The organism is Bacillota bacterium (genome assembly GCA_040754315.1).
In the GTDB taxonomy this organism is placed as follows: domain Bacteria; phylum Bacillota; class Sulfobacillia; order DUSP01; family JBFMCS01; genus JBFMCS01.
Genome location: JBFMCS010000027.1, coordinates 68,287 through 86,622, shown reverse-complemented (window position 1 = coordinate 86,622; position 18,336 = coordinate 68,287). Strand labels below are relative to the sequence as shown.

Genomic DNA, 18,336 nt, shown 5'->3' with positions numbered 1-18,336 from the left:
GGTCTCACCTGCCTTGAGCAAGGCACTGGCGGAGGAACTGCCCGGTGTAGGAGCAGGGGCACTGGGAGACCTCCTCAGGGGTCCCGGCGGCCACCACCCAGCCTCCCGTATCCCCGCCCTCTGGCCCCAGATCTATGATATGGTCGGCTGTCTTGATAACGTCAAGGTTATGCTCTATGACAAGAACGCTGTCACCAGCATCAACCAGCCGCCCTAGAACGTCCAGGAGCTTGTGGATGTCTGAGATGTGCAGCCCCGTGGTGGGTTCATCCAGGATGTATAGGGTGCGCCCATTGGACCTCCGGGAGAGTTCAGACGAGAGCTTGACCCTCTGGGCCTCACCGCCGCTCAGGGTGGTGGCGGGCTGGCCGAGCCTGATGTAACCCAGGCCCACGTCGTGAAGGGTCTGGAGCTTCCGCTTGATCTTGGGCACCGCCTCGAAGAATTCCAGCGCTTCGGTGACCGTCATGTTAAGGACATCCGTAATGCTCTTTCCCTTGTACCTGACCTCCAGGGTTTCCCGGTTGTATCTCCTGCCATGGCACACCTCGCAGGGTACGTACACATCCGGCAGGAAGTGCATCTCTATCTTGATGATCCCGTCACCGCGGCATGCCTCGCAGCGCCCTCCCCTCACATTGAAACTGAACCGGCCGGGCTTGTAGCCGCGGAGCCTGGCCTCCTGGGTCTGAGAGAACACCTCCCTGACGTGGTCGAAGGCCCCGGTATAGGTGGCCGGGTTCGAACGGGGTGTCCTCCCGATGGGGGACTGGTCGATCTCCACCACCTTGTCCAGGTGCTGCACACCTTCCAGCACATCGTGCTCCCCTGGCCGGGCCTTGGACCGGTAGAACTCCTGGGACAGCCGGCGGTAGAGCACCTCGTCCACCAGGGTACTCTTGCCAGATCCGGATACCCCAGTCACGCATATGAACATGCCTAGGGGAAACTCCACATCTATGTTCTTCAGGTTGTGCTGCCTGCACCCCCGCAACACAAGGCTCTTGCCATTGGGCTGCCTCCTTTTCGCCGGCACCGGTATGGCCCGAGTGCCGCTCAGGTACTGGCCGGTGATGGAGGATGGCGTGCCATACACATCCTCCAGGGTGCCCGAGACTACCACGTGACCCCCGTGCTCGCCCGCGCCGGGCCCGATATCCACGATGTAGTCCGCCGTTCTTATGGTTTCCTCATCGTGCTCCACCACAATGAGGGTGTTCCCCAGGTCCCTCAGGTGCAGCATGGTCTCCAAAAGGCGCTGGTTGTCCCGCTGGTGCAGCCCGATGCTGGGCTCGTCCAGGATGTACAGGACGCCGGTAAGCCCTGAGCCGATCTGCGTGGCCAGGCGGATCCGCTGGGCCTCACCGCCTGCCAGCGTGCCAGCGGAACGATCCAGGGTGAGGTAGCCGAGGCCAACGTCCTGGAGGAACCCCAAGCGGGCAATGATCTCCTTGAGTATGCCCTGGGCGATGGTGGCTTCCCTTGGGGACAGGTCGATCCCATGGAAGAAATCCAGCGTCCCTTCAATGGACATGGCCGTGACCTCGGCGATGGACCTCCCGCCCACGAACACCCAGAGGCTCTCCCTCCTCAGGCGTGTCCCCTCACAGGCCGGGCAAGGCCTGGAACGCATGAATTCCTCGATCTCCTCCCTGGCAGCATCGGTCTGGGTCTCCCTGTAACGCCTCTCCAGGTTCCCAAGGACACCTTCGAAGTGAATGTCCCTGACTCGCGTGCGGCCGTAGGTGTTCTGGTAGCGGAATCGCACTCGCTCGCGCCCGGAACCGTGGAGGATAACCCCTATCCACCGGGGGTCCAGCTCCCCCACTGGCACCTTGGTACTGAAGCCGTAGTGGTCTGCTACAGCCTTGAGGAGCTGGGGATAGTACCGGTAGGTTCCCTTGCTCCACGGGGCCACAGCCCCCTCCTCCAGGGAAAGGCTCTTATCCGGTATGATGAGATCAGGGTCCAGCTCCATCTTGCTGCCCAGTCCCATGCACTCGGGACAGGCACCATAGGGGCTGTTGAAGGAGAACACCCGGGGTTCCAGGTCACCCAGGCTTATGCCACACTCAGGACAGGCCATGGTCTGGCTGAACAAGGCCTCATCCTGGTCCGTAACCGCGAGGACGAGCCCGCCGGAGAGCCCCAGGGCTGTCTCCAGGGAGTCCGCAAGGCGGCGCTCGACACCCGCCTTCACCACCAGGCGGTCCACAACCACCTCAATGGTGTGCTTCTTGTTCTTCTCAAGGCTGATCCCTCCGGCCAGCTCCCTGACCTGGCCGTCCACCCTTACCCTGACGTAACCCAGGTGTGCCACATCCTCGAGCACCTTGACGTGCTCTCCCTTCTTGCCCCTGACCATGGGGGCCATGAGGGTGAGCCGGGTGCCCTCGGGGAGACCCATCATCCGGTCCACCATCTGCTCCACAGCCTGCACGGAAATGGGCTGGCCACACTGGGGGCAGTGGGGCCTCCCCACCCGTGCGTATAGAAGCCGCAGGTAGTCATAGATTTCGGTAACTGTGGCCACGGTTGACCTGGGGTTCCGGCTCCCCGCCTTCTGGTCTATGGAAATGGCTGGGGAGAGACCATCGATGCGGTCCACATCAGGCTTATCCATCTGCCCCAGGAACTGGCGGGCGTAGGCCGAGAGGGACTCCACGTAGCGGCGTTGTCCCTCGGCGTATATGGTGTCAAAGGCCAGGGAACTCTTGCCGCTCCCGGAAATCCCCGTCACCACAACCAGGCGTTCCCTGGGTATGTCCAGGTCAATGTTCTTCAGGTTGTGCTGCCTCGCACCCCTTATGGTGAGGAATTCCCTAGGCATGCTGTGGGTCACCCCTGCCCTTCTGCTGTAACTCGAAGATCATGTCCCTGAGAAGGGCTGCCCGCTCGAACTCCAGGTTCCGGGCAGCCTCCTTCATTTCCCTGCTGAGCTTCTCCAGCATGCTCTTCATCTGCTTTCTGGATATGTCCTTTATGTCCTTGTCCAGCCAGTACTCGGGGGATCTCTCGGTTACCCGGGTGGCCTCCAGCACATCCCTCACGGCCTTCTTCACAGTCTCTGGGGTGATCCCGTGGATCCTGTTGTACTCCACCTGTAGGCTCCGCCGGCGGTTGGTCTCCCCTATGGCGGTATCCATAGCATGGGTGACGCTGTCCGCGTACATGATCACCTTGCCCTCTACATGCCGGGCTGCCCGGCCAATGGTCTGTATAAGAGAGGTGGCGGATCGCAGGAACCCCTCCTTGTCCGCATCCAGTATGCACACCAGTGACACCTCGGGTAGATCCAGGCCCTCCCTGAGGAGATTGATACCCACCAGGACATCAAAGGTTCCCAGGCGGAGATCCCTCAGGATCTCCATCCTCTCGAGGGTATCTACCTCTGAGTGAAGGTACCGGACCTTCACCCCCGTCTCCCTCAGGTAGTCGGTGAGGTCCTCCGCCATGCGCTTGGTCAGGGTGGTCACCAGCACCCTCTGGTTTTTCTCCGCCCGGAGCCTAACCTCATGGAGAAGGTCGTCGATCTGGCCTTCAACGGGCCTCGCCTCCACGCCAGGGTCTACCAGGCCCGTGGGCCTGACCACCTGCTCCACAACACCTCGGGACCGTTCCAGCTCGTAGGATCCGGGAGTGGCAGACACATACAGCCTCTGCCTTACCCTGGCCTCGAACTCCTCGAAGGCGAGCGGCCGGTTGTCGAAGGCCGATGGGAGCCTGAAGCCGTACTCCACCAGGGTGGTCTTGCGGGAACGGTCACCTGAGTACATGGCTCCTATCTGGGGAACCGTCACGTGGGACTCATCTATGACGCAGAGGAAATCCTCGGGGAAGAAGTCCAGGAGTGTGAAGGGAGGCTCCCCCGCCCTCCTTCCGGTGAGGTGCCGGGAGTAGTTCTCTATCCCCTTGCAGTATCCCACCTCCCGGAGCATCTCCAGGTCATACCGGGTCCTTTGTTCCAGGCGGTGGGCCTCCAGCACCTTACCCTCCGCCTTGAGCTGAGCCAACCTCTCGTCCAGCTCCTGTTCGATGCTGCGAAGAGCCTTCTCCACATGGTCCTGGGCTACCACGTAGTGGCTTGCGGGGTAGATGGCCACGTGGTTACGCTCCCCCAGGATCTCCCCGGTGAGGACGTCGATCTCCGATATCCTCTCGATGCAGTCACCGAAGAACTCCACCCTTACGGCCTTCTCCGTGTAGGATACGGGGTAGACCTCCAGGACATCCCCGCGCACCCTGAATCGGCCCCGCTCCATGCTCATGTCGTTGCGGGAGTACTGGATGTCCACGAGGTGCCTGAGCACATCGTCCCGGTCCCTCTCCTGGCCTACGCGCAATGACACCACCAGGTCCCTGTATTCCGCGGGGGAACCCAGACCGTATATGCAGGATACGCTGGCGACTATGATCACATCCCTGCGCTCGAAGAGGGCCGATGTGGCGGAGTGTCTTAGCTTGTCCACCTCGTCATTGATGAGGGAATCCTTCTCTATGTAGAGGTCCGACTGGGGGACGTAGGCTTCGGGCTGGTAGTAGTCATAGTAACTCACGAAGTACTCTACGGCGTTGTGGGGGAAGAACTCCTTGAATTCGGAGCATAGCTGGGCAGCTAGTGTCTTGTTGTGCGCTATCACCAGGGTGGGCCTCTGGAGTTCCTGGATGACGTTGGCTACGGTGAAGGTCTTCCCGCTGCCTGTGACGCCCAAGAGCACTACGTGGGGCTCACCTGCCCTGACCCTCTCACAGATCTTGCTTATGGCTATGGGCTGGTCCCCCTTAGGGGTAAGCCCGCCGGCCAACCTGAAGGGTATCCCTTCCATGTTCCTCATCACCTGCAGACTAGATTATATCACAGGCAGGTACCCCGGGGTCACTGGCGCAAGATGGCAAGGTGCTGCCTTCTCGTCCTGGACCTAATCTGGATCAGGGGGCGCTTCTCCGGGGGTAAAGGAACGTAGAACGGGCTTTCCCCTGCGAGTCAGTGCCTCACGCCTTTCTCAAGGGATATATCTACCACTGGCAGTAACCATGTCCTAGGGGGAAGACACAAATTATCCCGGGGTTACGGAAAAGTAGCAGCGGCATTTGGGTAGAATGAATGGGAGGGAGCACGATGAAGCAGATAGTGATCCGAGGGGCCGCTGCTGGGGTGATAGCAGCCCTCACAAGGCTGTGCGTTAGCTGGGTCACCCATGTCCTGGGCCTCCAGCCTATGACCGTTTCCCATGTCTATGGCCTGTTGTTTCTCGGCACCCAGGATGCTGGGGGGCTCTTGGTTGGCTCCATTGGCTTCGTTCTCGCAGCCCCGGTCTATGGGGTTCTCCTGGCATACCTCCTGGAGTTTGATGGATACCGGCACTGGTGGCTCAAAGGTGCCGGCCTGGGAGCTGTGGCCTGGCCATACACCTACGTGCTCTCCCGCAGACTCTACACTGGCCCTCAGCTTTCCCCCACGGCAATCGCTCCCCTTTCATCACTGGCTGGGTTCGTCCTGGCAGGTTTCATTGCCTCGTGGTATCTTTGGCTGGCCCACCGCTACCGCACTAAATCATGACAACCTCATGAGGGCCCGGTCGATCATGACCCGCCGGAGGGTGCCCAGGGCGACCGGGCGGGCCTGGGCTATGATGTCACCAGTGTAACGTCCTTGATGGGCAGCGGGTGAGCCCCCCTGTCCTGGAAGGCCCTGATCTCCGCTATGAGCCCACCAGGGACAGCAATCATCGAGCCTTTCCCCTGGCCAGCAAAAATACCACACCCACGAGGTGACTTTCCAGATCTTCGTACTCGTCTTGCTGATTCAACACATACTGGGCAAACATCTCCCTCTTGGCCGGATAAGCTCTACTCAGTTCACCGGCACGGCGTTTGATGTTCATTAGGTCCTGCGCGTTTTTGGGATTCTCCGCATGGAGCACATGGTGGGCAATGAACTCCAGTCCCGCTTCGCTGATGAAGGTTTTCCACTCATGGAGCGTGGGGTATTCACATTGGAAGCGGAGCCCGTCCTTGTGTTTCTCGGGCAAATAGGCGTCATCTATCAGGATATGCCCACCCGGCTTGACGGTGTCTGCCAGCGCCTTTAAGGTATTAAAGCGCCCAGGAAGAACGTCTCCGACTGCACCGTAGATTACCAAATCGTAGCACCGTTCTTTTTTAACCGCTTCCGCTATGTCCCCAACCTCAAATTCGCAGAGTGAAGAGACATCATATTCCTTTGCCTTCTCTCTTGCATATTCGACGAAGTCGGGAATAAGGTCGATGCCTTTGAAAAGGCATTTGAGCCCTTTAGCAAGCTGGATGGACACCGCACCTTTGCCACAGCCCAAATCCAGAACATAAGCATCTTCGTCAAGCCGGATGTGGCTTTGAATCAGGCTCAGCATTTCGCTGGGGGAACTGCCAAGCTCCCATAAATCCTGCAGCAAATAAGGAAGAAACGGGATGATATCAACCGTATTCGAGGTGAGGGACCTTGCCAGCTTCTCCTGAGCCTGCTCATTCATAAATGCTGTCCCCCTATAATGCGAACAGGTCTCATATCCGCCACGTGCTTGAGGCCTCGATGGAGCCGCTCTCTCCTCTAAAGATGTTTTTACCCCGTGGTCACGTCCAACGCGGGGAACCCGTCACTGGTACTTGGGCCGCTGCCGCTATTCTCTTTCCCTGCCCATGGGTACCTCCGGTTTCTCTGGCTTTAACCTTTTTGCCTGTGCCTTCCCATCCGGATCCCCCCGGGTGGCTTTCCTTTTCGAGGCTTTCGCCTCTTCCCTGTAGGAACATCCGGCGCGTTCCGCGGCACCCGGCGTCTGCCGGGCAGGACTCTTACCCCCGCCCCCTCTCTTCTGTCCAGACCAGTGAGGGCTCAGGGACTCTGGTAGAGGATAGCCCCTTCCTTAAACACTGCGTGAACACCCGAGGCAAGCACCGAGATTTCCTCCAGGGGATCGCCTGACAAGACCAGGATATCCGCCAGTTTCCCGGGTTCAAGCGTGCCAAGCACGTGGTCAAGGCCAAGGGCCTCGGCGGCGACACGGGTTGCCTGCTGGATGACCTCCAGCGAGCGGGTGCCCAGCTGGGCTCGGAGTACCATCTCGCCTGCGTTACCCCCGTGGGGGTTCACCGGTGTGCCGGCATCCGTTCCCATGGCTACCCGGACTCCCGCCTCGCATGCCTTCAGGTAGTTCTCGTAGGCCCGGTCCCTGACCCACTTGGCCTTCTGTATCATGAACCCGGGGACTCCTCCCTCCGCACCCTTCTGTATCATGCAGTCGAATATGCAGAGGGTAGGAACGAGAAACGCATTCCGCGACAGCAGCATGTCTATGGTTTCATCGTCCAAGAGGGAACCGTGCTCTATAGTATGGGCACCTGCCCTCAGGGCATTCTTCATGCCCTGGGCCCCATGGGCGTGAACCGCCACCCGCTTGCCAGCCTTTTCAGCCTCCACCACGGCGGCCCTGATCTCCTCCTCGTTGAACTGCGGCGCTCCCGGGTCCTCCCCGGGCGTCATGACCGCCCCGGTGCCCATCATCTTGACCACGTCAGCCCCAGCCTTCAGCTGCAGGCGAACCGCCTTTAGCACCTCAGCCGGTCCGTCGGCCTCATGGTACATGCCTTGGTAGTACTCGTTCCCTGCGGCGCTCATCGAAATGATCCGCCCGCTCACAACCAGCCGAGGCCCCCTTATCATGCCCTCTTCTATGGCTCGTCTGAGGCTGATGTCTATGTAGTTCCTTGCTCCCATGTCCCGGAGGGTCGTGAACCCCGCCTCCAGGGTACACGTGGCGTTGGCCGCAGCCTTGAGCGTCCGGTATGCGTCGGGTTCGTCCTTTTCCCGGTAGACATCAGCGGAGGCATGGAGGTCCAGGTGGACGTGGCAGTCGATGAGGCCGGGCATGACCGTCATACCCTCAAACTCCATGACCCTTACCTCGCTACTCCCCTGGAGGCCACCGGCGAAGGAAGCCGGCTCAATCCCGGTGATTCTGGGTCCTTCGATGATGACACACATGTCATGCATGGGCTGCCGCCCGGTTCCGTCGATGAGATTGGAGGCCTTTATTATGGTTCGCACCTGCGTCACCTCCTGGTGTGCGTCTAGCATGGCCCGCCCCTGCCATGGTAGGGTAATTCTTCCCGGCCACTGGCAAACCTCTATCCTACAGAGGAAAGGGGCCAGGTGTGGGCCAGGCCGGAAGACCGGCTGGTCCACAGGGTAGAATACCCAGTGAAGATCATGTGCATGGGGGTGATTGGCTTGTTCACCGTCGGCGAGGCAGATCTGGATGTCTTCCGTCTGGAGGGGTTTGAAACGCGAATGGAGGCCATTAGGGTACGGGTAAGGCCTAAACTGGAGGAGCTGGGCGCGATCCTCCGTCACCCCTTGAGCCATGTGGTAGGCGAAGAGATGTACCCGCACGTCGCGAAACACATGAGAAGGAAGACCAATCCTCCCCCCGAGACATGGGTGGCCTTCGGACCGTCACCCCGGGGCTACAAGGCCATGGCGCACCTGGCGGCCACCGTGGGACCCGAGGGTCTTGGCACGAGACTCTCCCTTACCTCAGAGTCCAGGGACAAGGCCTCCTTCGCCGGGGTGCTCCGGGATGACCGGGTAGCCCTGCCTAGCGACTACCGCTGCCGCCATCGTCTCAAGCCAGGCGGGGAGGACACCGGGACACTAGGCATCGCAGAACGGGAGGCACTGGCTGGAGAGATGCTCCTCTTCAGGGACTCCTGGGTCATCCTGGAGAGGATCATACGCATAGGCGACCCTGTCCTGTCCAGTCCCGATCTGGTCAACACGCTCCTTTCCTCACTGGAGGAGCTGGCACCCCTTTACCGTGAGATCCGCAGCAGGGCCCTATGACCTCGTGCCAGAACCCTTTATCCTTCCGATGAGTCTCTTAAGCGGCATTGACGAGCCGATTTCCGCGTGATGCCTGTCGCCGGGCCTGGGAAGGGGAATAATGCCCAGGCTCTTACCCCATACACCAGAGCGGAGATAGCGGGTCTTTCCCTGTTCATTTGCGACCAGCAGGTGAACGTGATCCCCTGCCATGTCCAGCGCTGCCTCCAGATCATGGCGGGAGTTCACCCTGTCCCCGTCCACCGCCAGGATCACGTCGCCCCCACGGAGCCCCGTATCGTGGGCGGGCATACCCGGTATCGCACCCATGATCTTGATCCCCTCGGGTGCGGGCACGAGGTACGGGTTGCCTCGGAGCTCTCGACGGTTGCCCAGGTGAACCACGGCCTCGTGGCCGAGTCCAGAGAAGAGCGCCGCAACCCACTGGAGTGCGGGTACCCGGGAGGACGCCACAGCCAGGCAAAGCAGGACGGCACTGTAAATGGCCAGGTTAACCGCGCTCCTATGGCACTTAGCCTTCGGTGGCAGGGTCACGGCGAGATCGCTATAGCCTAGGGCCGCTACGATAGGGAAGATGATAAAGGCCAGGTCCGGGGCATCCAAGGGCACACTGGGTGGCGGGGCAACCAGGGGCCACCAGTCTGGCATGGGTATGGCCTCCCCCAGCTCGGGCACGCTCCCCAGGACCAGCACAGCCAGGGGTATGGGCCAGAAGCGCTGGAGGGAGAACCCTGGCACCACATGCCCAGCCCTGTTCTTCACGTACAGCGGCGTATTACACGATGCTCCGCTAACCGCCATGAGGAAGCTCTCTGTCACATGAAGGACCGCCACAATGGCCACAAGACCTGGCACGTAGATATCGGGCCAGCCGGTGGCAAGGTGCACCAGGGAGATGATGGCCGCGGCGTACGAGAAACACACGAACCGTGGATGCAGGAGGTATAAGGAGAGGGCCAGTGCCAGCAGGATAGCGAAACTGGTGGTGTAAGGGGATACACCGATGTAGACCATGATGAGGGTGCCCAGCACACCACCGAGCATGCCATAGCCCATGGCCTGGACAGTCTGGGGGAACGCCCTGTTTATGGCGACCCCGTATATGCCTCGCTCCATGTTCTCAACCCGGCGGTACTGGGAAAACACCAGGAGGGCTATGATCCAGAACACGTACGAGGTGGCAGGGCTCACCACTGCCATGGGTACCGCCTTGAGCACAATGAGGAACAGGTCAAAGAAGGTGTGCAAGAAAATGCCTCCAATCAGGCGGCCGAGGCCATCATTCGCTCCCTGAGCACCTCCAAGGCCTTCTTAACCTGGCTGTCAGGGCCATTGGAGGGGGAAGATGCTGTCTCACCCTCCTCCAGCTCTATTTGGATATGGGGTTCGATCCCCTCCCCGTGGATTACCTGGCCTGAAGGAGTCAAGTAGCGGGCTGTTGTGAGCTTCAAACCGGTACCGTCCCTAAGACTTATTATTGACTGGATCGAGCCCTTTCCAAAGGTCTTGGCACCTACGAGCGTGCCTACCCCACGGTCCCGGATCGCGCCTGCCAGGATCTCGGAGGCACTGGCGCTCCCTCCGTTCACCAGCACTACTATGGGGTGACGGTAGCCGTCCGATGAAGAGGTTACCTGCTCGTGAGAGCCGTCTTTACCCGCGATCTCAACTATGGGTCCCTCAGGAACAAAGATGGGAGCTATGGCTATGGCCTCCTGGAGTAGCCCGCCAGGGTTAGAGCGGAGGTCCAAGAGGAGGCCCTGGGCCCCCCTGTTCTCCATCTCGCGGACCGCTTTGGTCACTGATTCCATAGTGTCCTCTGTGAAGTTGATGATACGCAGGTATCCTATGTCATCTCCAACCATTTCCCACTCTACGGAGGCCAGTTTCACATTGTCCCGCACTATGCTGAAGTGCAGGATCTGGCCGTCCCGGGTAACCTGCAGGTCAACCGGGGTTCCCTCGGGGCCTCGTATCAGCCTCACCGCTTCCTCCAGGGTGGCCTGGGTTATGTCCTTCCCGTCCACCGACAGGATCTGGTCGCCAGCGCGCAGGCCGGCCTCATCAGCGGGACTCCCCTTAACCGGGGCTATGACCGTCACGTAGCCATGCTTGACTCCCACGTGAACGCCTATCCCGGAAAAGGTCCCGGTGGTATCCTCGTTGAGTTGCTGGTACCCCTCGGTATCCAGGTACTCCGAGTAGGGGTCGCCAAGGTACCCTACCAAGCCTTTCAACGCGCCTTCCAGCATTGCGCCTGGCTCAACCTCGGTGACGAAGTGGCTTTTCACTGCATTGACCACCTTGACCATCTTGGGCAGATCGAAGCCCTCTAGCTCTGGGAAGATGACCTCGTAACCGTGGGTGCGGAAGTAGTAGGCCGTTCCCATGCTCGACACAAAGGCAACCAGGACTACGAGAAGAATGGTCTTAAGAACACGGGGCATGGCTCTTGACCGCCCTTCGGACCGGATGGAATGGGACCGTTCCAAGTTTAGCACATCTAGCAGGTGAGCTGCAACACGCCCGCCCGCTGGGGCCAGTATCCACTAAGGAGGCCGCCGGGCACGGTCCCTGCCCTCACCCAGAAAGCGTGGCGCATCCCTGCTTTACCAGGGTACTTCCACGGCTCGCCTTGGGTTCCCTGCCACCAGTCTATGCGGCTCATGGAGAGGGGAGGCCCGGAGGCCTCCCGCCAGTCTATCTATATCGCTCGGGGTTTTCAGTAGTAGGCCATGGGGTTTACTGCTGTGCCGTCAACTCGAACCTCGAAGTGGAGGTGGGGGCCTGTGGACAACCCGGTACTGCCTACCCTGGCTATGGCTTGGCCCTGCCTGACCTCTTGCCCGTAACCCACCAGGAGCACGGAGCAGTGGGCATACAGGGTGGATATCCCGCCGCCGTGGTCCAGGATGATACAGTTGCCGTAGCCTCCAAGAACCCCCGAGTAGATGACTCCTCCGTCTTCAGCGGCCAGGATGGTCCGGCCCGAGGGTGCCGCGATGTCAATGCCCGTGTGCATGCGCTGGGTCCTCAAGATGGGATGGAGCCGCATCCCGAAGTAGGAGGTGATACTCCCGGGGGTAGGCCAGGCGAGTTTGAAACCATCCTTGCTCGCCCTGCGGATCTTGGCCTGGATCTCCTGAATGGTCTTGACCAGCTGGTTTGACAGGCGCTCCAGCTCGTCCAGTTCCCGCTCATACTTCTTCTTATCCTGGACCACCGATGCCAGGTAGACCTGGCGCTCCCGGGAGGTGTTTTCGAAGTATTCCTTCTTGCTTACTACCTCCTGTTTTAGCTCCTCAAGTTCCTGCCGGTGGGCCTCAAGGTTGGCCTTGTGGCGTTCTACTTCTTCCTTCTCCGCGGTTACCTGGTGGAAGAGGGAAACATCGTGGGTGACCACGAGTTTCAGGAGTTCGAAGCGTCCCAGGAAGTCGCCAAAGGACTTGCTGGCTAGTACCACCTCGATGAAACTGAAGTTGCCGTTTTCGGCAATGGCTCGGACTCGCCTCCCCAGGAGGTCCGTTCTCTCCTCCAGCTCTTCTATCTTCTGGGCCAGCTCGGCCTCGGTGGTGGCAATGCGGTCTTCAAGGATGGCGATCTCGGCCTCAAGATCTACCAGCTCCTGAGCCGTCTGTTCCAGTGTTGTCTCAAGGCGGGTTATCTCCGACCTTACGGTGGCCTCCTGCCGCCTGGTGTTCTCCAGGTTTCTCTTTTGCTGCTCTATCCTCTTATTGACTTTGTTCAGCTCTTCTGTCTTCTTGTTCAGCTCGCTGTTAAGGTCCGTGGCCCAAGCTGGAACAGTGGCAAGGATCACCACAGACAAGGCCAAGGCTAGAGCTGGCTTGAGTCTCCCCTTGAACACCATTTATCCCCCCCTAGACCCTGAGAAACTGGCGAAGTGGCAGGCATGAGCCCAGGGCGCCGACCCCGGCTCCCACGCCAGCCAGCAAAAGGGACACATTGGTCAAGAGCGGCTGGCGGGGCAGGACCGGGATGAATGGGGCCGACTTCATGACTACCTCCACAAAGCGCTCGTAGCCGTACCAAGTGGCTCCCATAGCCACCAGGGCTCCGGCAAGGCCCAGCAACACTCCTTCAAGGAAGAAGGGCCATCTAATGAATCCATCGGTCGCCCCTACCAGCTTCATAATGGCCACCTCCCGGCGGCGTGCTATCACCGTGAGGCGAACCGTGTTGGAGATGAGTATTACCGTGGCTGAGCCCAGCAGGGCCAGGATAGCCGCGGCAGCCCACCTGGTAGCCCTTATGATCTGGACAAGATTGTCCATGATGTCCTGCCTGTGGTCCACCCGGACCACTCCGGGAAGCCCAACCACAGCCTGGGCCACCTCGCGGACATTCTCCGGGCCTATGACCCTGATCTCCAGGGAATCCCTGAGGGGGTTCATCTCCTCAACCGCCTCAAGGAGGTAGCTCTGGTCACCGAATTGCGCCTTGAGCCGTTCCAGCGCCTCGTGTCTGCTTACAACCTTCACCTCGGCTACGTGCTCGATCTCCTCTACCCTTGCCTTGATAGTCCCCGTGGCCTCTTGGGTGACATCGTCGCCCATGTAGGCCTTGACCTCTACCTGGCCCTCTATGAAAGTGGCCATGTGGTCAAGGTTGGCCGAGACCAGGAAGAACACACCCAGCACCAGGAGGGCTATGGCCATGGTGGTGGCCGACGCTATGCTCATGGCCTTGTGCCGCCTTATGCCCGTGAACGCGCTGCCTGTAAGGTACCCTAGGGTTCTAAACCGCATGACCGTAGACCCCGTGGGGGGTATCCCGCACAACACTCCCGCCTTCCATCTGGATGACGCGCTTTCTCATAGAATCAACTATCGGCTTGTCATGGGTCGCCATGATGACGGTGGTGCCCCGGCGGTTGACCTCCGAGAGCAGGGCCACGATACCCCAGGACGTATCAGGGTCCAGGTTGCCTGTGGGCTCGTCGGCTATGATGACTGAGGGATTGTTCACTACTGCCCTGGCCAGGGCCACCCGCTGCTGCTCACCGCCTGACAGGTGGTGGGGCATGTCGCTGGACCTCTCCCCCAGCCCGACCATTTCCAGGACCGCGGGAACCTTCCGCCGGATCTCCCTCTTGGAGGCCTCGATGACCCTGAGGGCAAAGGCCACGTTCTCAAAGACTGTCCTGTCTGGAAGGAGTTTGAAGTCCTGGAACACCACACCAATGGTACGCCTGAGGCGAGGTACATCCCGCCTCCGCATGCGCCCGAGGTCTACTCCGTTCACCACTACCGTTCCTGACGTGGGAGTCTCCTCGCGGTAGATCATCTTCACCAGGGTTGACTTGCCGGCACCGCTGGGTCCAACGACAAAAACGAACTCCCCCTTGCAAATGCTGAAGGAGATGTTCGACAAGGCTGTCACATTGTTACCATAAATCTTGGAAACGTACTTCATTTCGATCACATGTACCACTCCAGGTCACTGGTAAATGGGAGGAGGCCTAGCCTGCTAGCGGCAGGCAGCCTCCGGGGAAGAAGGTCCTTTCTGGTATTCGACATAATCCCGGCGATTCCTTGTTTGGGCTGTCAGTTGTCACCTAAACGTTACAAAAATCGGCATGAAAAAGCGAATTTGGTCATTACCAGCGGTTTTTGTGTCGTGGCGTAGGACTGCCTGGAGGGAACTGGCGGGCAAAGAGGGTGTGTCCCACGGGAAAGCCCCGGGTAGGGGCGATCAATAGACCGTCCATGCCATCTCTGCGGACTCGCGGGTCCCCCATGAAAGGCCCACAGCCTGTGGTTTATGAGCCCTTCAAGGGTTAAAACGGTGCAGTTGTTCCGTGGTAAACCGTCCTGGCAGCGTCAGGATTGGCCGTGGGGACTCTTCATGGCCACCGCCCTCTGGGCGGCTTCAACTATGGCCCTGGGGGTGAGCCCATAGGCCTCTAGGAGTTCCCCGGGGGCCCCCGACTGGCCGAAGGCGTCACGTACTCCCACACGCAGCACGGGGCCTGGCCTGGCTTCCGCCAGGGCCTCGCACGCTGCGCTCCCCAGGCCGCCAATGATGGTATGCTCCTCTGCAGTGACTACCGCCCCGCACTCCGCCAGGTTCACCAGGCCTGGAACATCCAGGGGCTTCAGGCAGGATACGTTGGCTACGGCGGCATCGATCCCCAGGGTCCCAAGAACCGAAGCAGCTTCCAGCGCCTGGGCCACCATTATGCCAATAGCCAGGATGGCCACGTCTTTGCCCTCCCTGAGCAGCCGTACCCGGGGGTCGTAGGGCCTGCCGTCGTCTGGGAGTATGACAGGCACTTCCGGCCGTCCCAGCCTGAGATATACTGGGCCATCTACCTTTCTGGCGTACATCACCATCTTCCGGGTCTCAACAGCATCCGCCGGCACCAAGACGGTCATACCAGGGATGGCCCTCATGAGGGCAAGGTCCTCCAGGGCTTGGTGGGATGCGCCGTCCTCGCCCACGGTGAGCCCTGCGTGAGACGCGGCGATCTTCACGTTCAGGTGCGGGTAGCCTATGCTGTTTCTCACCTGTTCCCATGCACGACCCGTGGCAAAAATCGCAAAGGTGCTGGCGAAGGGGATCTTGCCGGCTGCCGCCAGCCCGGCTGCGACTCCCATCAGGTTCTGCTCGGCTATGCCCATGTTGAAGAAACGGCCGGGGAAAGCCTTCCCAAATAGGGCGGTTTTGGTGGACTTGGAGAGATCAGCGTCCAGCACTACCACCCGGTCATCCTGCTGGCCTAGTTCCACCAGGGCCTTGCCGTAGGCATCCCGGGTGGCCATCCTCTCAGTCACCACGCATCCCTCCCCCAAGTTCCTGCAAGGCCAGGGCGGCCTCGTTGTCACTTGGTGCCTTGCCATGCCAGTCCACCTGGTTCTCCATGAAGGAGACGCCCTTCCCCTTGACGGTCCTGGCCAGGATCATTGCGGGCCGGCCGCAGGGATGCCTCGCCTGGGCCAGGGCATCAAGTATTCCGGAGTAGTTGTGCCCGTCAATGGTCAGGACCTCCCAGCCGAAGCCCCGCCACTTGTCCTCCAAGGGCAGGGGACACATAATGTCGGCCACAGGGCCATCGATCTGGAGCCCGTTCCAGTCGAGGAACACCGTGAGGTTGTCCAGGCGGTAGTGAGCCGCGGCCATGGCTGCCTCCCAGATCTGCCCTTCCTCGCTCTCGCCATCGCCCACCAGGGTGTATACCCTCCAGGAAGCCCCGTCCATCTTGCCTGCAAGCGCCAGGCCTACCGAGAATGACAGCCCTTGCCCCAGGCTTCCCGTAGATGCCTCCACCCCAGGGGTTTTTCTCATATCCGGGTGTCCCTGCAGGTGACTGCCAAGGCGTCGCAGCGTGAGAAGGTCCTCCTCGGGGAAGAAGCCTTTCTTGGCCAATACCGCATAGAGCGCTGGGCAGGCGTGCCCCTTGGACAGCACGAAGCGATCCCGCTGGGGCCAGCAGGGGTCTTCCGGGTTGACCTTCATTACCCGGAAGAAAAGGGCAGTGAGGATTTCCACCGCTGATAGAGAGCCCCCTGGATGTCCCGAGCCAGCAGCATGGGTCATCCGGATGATGTGCTTGCGGACCTCCCTGGCCACAGCCTCGAGATCACCGTAGTTCCCGTCCCTCATCTCCCAACCTCCCTGCGGGCGAAGTATCTATGTCTAAGAGTCTCCTTTATCAGCCATGGGATAGCTAGTTGCCTCTTCCACCGCCTGGGCTCCCTGAACAGGCGGTAGAGCCACTCCAGGTTGAGAGAGCGCACCCACTCAGGGGCGCGCCTGGCGTCACCGGCCATGACATCCAAGGCTCCTCCCACACCGATACCCAGGGAGACCCGGGTGCCGTCGAGGTGGCGTCTTAAGAACCTCTCCTGCCTGGGCACGCCTAGGCCCACTAGGAGTACCCGGGCGCGCGATGCCCTGATGGAGTCCACGATAGCCTGTTCTTCCTTGGGCAAGAAGAAGCCGTGATGGTACCCGGCCACCCGTAGGCCCGGGTAGGCTACGGGCAGGCGTTGCGCCGCCCGGGCCACGGTGTCCTCCCGGGTTCCCAGGAGGTAAACGGGCCAACCCTCCCGGGCAGCCTCCTCCAGGACCCCGCCGGCCAGCTCAATGCCGGGCACCCTGCCTGGCAGGGGTCTCCCCAGCACCCTGGAGGCCCACACGACACCTATGCCGTCTGCCACCACCATGTCAGCGCTCAAGAGCGCCTCATGGAGATCTGGATCCCTCTTTGCCACGAAAAGGGTCTCAGGGTTTGCCGTCACAACCAAATGGGCTCCATCCCTGGCACGCGCCATATCCCTGGCCCGCCCGATGGCCTCCTGCGTGTCCACGGGGTCAAACCGGTAGCCGAGCACCTCCGGGGTACCCCTCTTTTCCAAGAGACCTGCCACCAGCTGGGCGGTGCGGTACGAAAGGCTGTGGAGCCGAGCCGAGCAGGCCAGGAGGTCTTGCCTGATCTCGTCCCTTCTTGACCACGTTTGCTCCAGCGTCAGGAGCAAGTCCTCAAGGGTCATCTGGGAGAGGCCGAGCGTGGGCAGCTGGAAGATGCCGCTGAGAGCGTCCACCTTGGGGTCGTAGGATACTGCAACTGTTGGTACTCCGGACATGGCGGCTAGCACCGCACCGTGAAGCCGGACAGATATCACCAGGTCCATGGCAGCTATCATGGGGTAGAGGGCGTCAAAACCTCCCTCAACCACCCGGGCACCCGCCGAGACACAGCCCGCATCCTCCAGACCCTGCTTGTCCTGGGAGGCTTGAAGGGGCACGAAGACCACCTGGCCCCCGACGTGAGAAGCCAGGAGGCTCGCGGCTTTCGAAAGGGTCCCGTAGTGGTGGGTCTGGCCCTTCCAGGGGCGCGGGAGGACCCCGATGACGGGGCGGCTAATATCGACACCCTGGGCTGCCAGGAGATTGCGCCCCTCGTCCCGGGAGCCTGGGCCCAGGAACAGTACGGGGTCTGCCGTGACCTCGACATTGCCGGTGTCTATCGCCAGGTCCTCGAGGAGCCGCAGTGACCCCTCATCCCTGAGACATACCAGGTCGAGATGGACAAGCCACCGGAGGAGGCGTTTCCCCAGGTATCCCTTCACAGGGCCGATCCCCTGCCCATACAGGACAGATGGCTTGCCCAGGAGGCGGGCCCAGAGAGCCAGCCCCAGGTAGTAGGGAATGCTCTTGGGGCCCGTGGCATCCTGGAGGAGACTGCCACCCCCGCTTATGAAAATGTCCGAGCGGGCGATGGCCAGGTTTATGGCAAAGGGGTCGGTCCTCCTGATGGCCTTTACGCCATGCGTCTTCGCGGTAAAGTGGGGATCCCGGGAGAGGACGGTGAACTCGATGGAGCCCACCGCCTTCCTGAGAGCCATTATGATAGCTCTCAGCATAATCTCGTCCCCGGTATTGCCAAAACCGTAGTACCCGGATACTACCGCCCGGATCACCCTGCCACCGCCTCG

At 60.7% G+C, this 18,336-nt stretch carries 14 protein-coding genes; 2 read left to right on the top strand and 12 right to left on the bottom strand.

Annotation, left to right across the window (positions count from 1 at the left end):
* Positions 1-4: 4 nt before the first annotated feature.
* Positions 5-2,830 carry an excinuclease ABC subunit UvrA gene (gene uvrA, locus AB1576_05615; GenBank protein ID MEW6081244.1) on the bottom strand — a complete coding sequence of 942 codons (2,826 nt, stop codon included), beginning with the start codon at positions 2,828-2,830 and terminating at the stop codon, positions 5-7.
* Positions 2,823-4,826 carry an excinuclease ABC subunit UvrB gene (gene uvrB, locus AB1576_05610; protein MEW6081243.1) on the bottom strand — a complete coding sequence of 668 codons (2,004 nt, stop codon included), beginning with the start codon at positions 4,824-4,826 and terminating at the stop codon, positions 2,823-2,825. The genes uvrA and uvrB overlap by 8 nt, the downstream gene beginning before the upstream one ends.
* Positions 4,827-5,119: 293 nt before the next feature.
* Here uvrB and AB1576_05605 point away from each other — a divergent pair, with 293 nt between their 5' ends.
* A complete protein-coding gene (locus AB1576_05605; GenBank protein ID MEW6081242.1) occupies positions 5,120-5,560 on the top strand; it encodes a hypothetical protein in 441 nt (146 codons plus the stop codon).
* A 166-nt stretch (positions 5,561-5,726) separates the two neighbouring features.
* Here the strand turns inward: AB1576_05605 and AB1576_05600 are convergent, their stop codons facing one another.
* Both AB1576_05600 and AB1576_05595 read right to left on the bottom strand, forming a co-directional pair.
* On the bottom strand, positions 5,727-6,512 hold the full coding sequence (locus tag AB1576_05600; protein ID MEW6081241.1) for a class I SAM-dependent methyltransferase: 786 nt from the start codon (positions 6,510-6,512) through the stop codon (positions 5,727-5,729).
* Positions 6,513-6,871: 359 nt separating this feature from the next.
* The gene (locus tag AB1576_05595) at positions 6,872-8,083 is read right to left on the bottom strand and encodes an amidohydrolase family protein (GenBank protein MEW6081240.1); all 1,212 of its coding nucleotides are present in this window, start codon (positions 8,081-8,083) and stop codon (positions 6,872-6,874) included.
* Between the two features lie 105 nt (positions 8,084-8,188).
* On the opposite strand from AB1576_05595, the gene AB1576_05590 reads away from it, so the two are divergent.
* Complete coding sequence (locus AB1576_05590) at positions 8,189-8,878, top strand: DUF1054 family protein (protein ID MEW6081239.1); 690 nt, start codon at positions 8,189-8,191, stop codon at positions 8,876-8,878.
* Here AB1576_05590 and AB1576_05585 read toward each other — a convergent pair.
* From AB1576_05585 to csaB, 8 genes are all read right to left on the bottom strand, one after another.
* Entirely contained in the window at positions 8,873-10,126 is a 1,254-nt protein-coding gene (locus tag AB1576_05585; protein ID MEW6081238.1) for a PDZ domain-containing protein, read from the bottom strand. The two genes, AB1576_05590 and AB1576_05585, sit on opposite strands and share 6 nt — an antisense overlap.
* 14 nt (positions 10,127-10,140) lie before the next feature.
* Complete coding sequence (locus tag AB1576_05580; GenBank protein MEW6081237.1) at positions 10,141-11,325, bottom strand: S41 family peptidase; 1,185 nt, start codon at positions 11,323-11,325, stop codon at positions 10,141-10,143.
* A gap of 275 nt (positions 11,326-11,600) precedes the next feature.
* Positions 11,601-12,743 (bottom strand): peptidoglycan DD-metalloendopeptidase family protein, encoded by a 1,143-nt coding sequence (locus AB1576_05575; GenBank protein MEW6081236.1) that lies wholly within the window; start codon positions 12,741-12,743, stop codon positions 11,601-11,603.
* A 13-nt stretch (positions 12,744-12,756) separates the two neighbouring features.
* Positions 12,757-13,644: a permease-like cell division protein FtsX gene (ftsX, locus tag AB1576_05570; protein ID MEW6081235.1), complete on the bottom strand. Its 888-nt coding sequence runs from the start codon at positions 13,642-13,644 to the stop codon at positions 12,757-12,759.
* The gene (gene ftsE, locus AB1576_05565) at positions 13,634-14,320 is read right to left on the bottom strand and encodes a cell division ATP-binding protein FtsE (protein MEW6081234.1); all 687 of its coding nucleotides are present in this window, start codon (positions 14,318-14,320) and stop codon (positions 13,634-13,636) included. Before ftsE ends, ftsX begins: the two co-directional genes overlap by 11 nt.
* Before the next feature lie 398 nt (positions 14,321-14,718).
* A complete protein-coding gene (locus AB1576_05560) occupies positions 14,719-15,672 on the bottom strand; it encodes a transketolase C-terminal domain-containing protein (GenBank protein MEW6081233.1) in 954 nt (317 codons plus the stop codon).
* Positions 15,665-16,501 carry a transketolase gene (locus tag AB1576_05555; protein ID MEW6081232.1) on the bottom strand — a complete coding sequence of 279 codons (837 nt, stop codon included), beginning with the start codon at positions 16,499-16,501 and terminating at the stop codon, positions 15,665-15,667. Before AB1576_05555 ends, AB1576_05560 begins: the two co-directional genes overlap by 8 nt.
* The gene (csaB, locus tag AB1576_05550; protein ID MEW6081231.1) at positions 16,498-18,321 is read right to left on the bottom strand and encodes a polysaccharide pyruvyl transferase CsaB; all 1,824 of its coding nucleotides are present in this window, start codon (positions 18,319-18,321) and stop codon (positions 16,498-16,500) included. The genes AB1576_05555 and csaB overlap by 4 nt, the downstream gene beginning before the upstream one ends.
* Between the last annotated feature and the right edge of the window lie 15 nt (positions 18,322-18,336).

Excerpts from the sequence above, each read along its gene's own strand:
- AB1576_05580 (MEW6081237.1), bottom strand. The coding sequence starts at position 11,325 with ATGCCCCGTGTTCTTAAGACCATTCTTCTCGTAGTCCTGGTTGCCTTT.
- uvrB (MEW6081243.1), bottom strand. The coding sequence starts at position 4,826 with ATGGAAGGGATACCCTTCAGGTTGGCCGGCGGGCTTACCCCTAAGGGG.
- AB1576_05555 (MEW6081232.1), bottom strand. The coding sequence starts at position 16,501 with ATGAGGGACGGGAACTACGGTGATCTCGAGGCTGTGGCCAGGGAGGTC.
- ftsX (MEW6081235.1), bottom strand. The coding sequence starts at position 13,644 with ATGCGGTTTAGAACCCTAGGGTACCTTACAGGCAGCGCGTTCACGGGC.
- uvrA (MEW6081244.1), bottom strand. The coding sequence starts at position 2,830 with ATGCCTAGGGAATTCCTCACCATAAGGGGTGCGAGGCAGCACAACCTG.
- AB1576_05600 (MEW6081241.1), bottom strand. The coding sequence starts at position 6,512 with ATGAATGAGCAGGCTCAGGAGAAGCTGGCAAGGTCCCTCACCTCGAAT.
- AB1576_05605 (MEW6081242.1), top strand. The coding sequence starts at position 5,120 with ATGAAGCAGATAGTGATCCGAGGGGCCGCTGCTGGGGTGATAGCAGCC.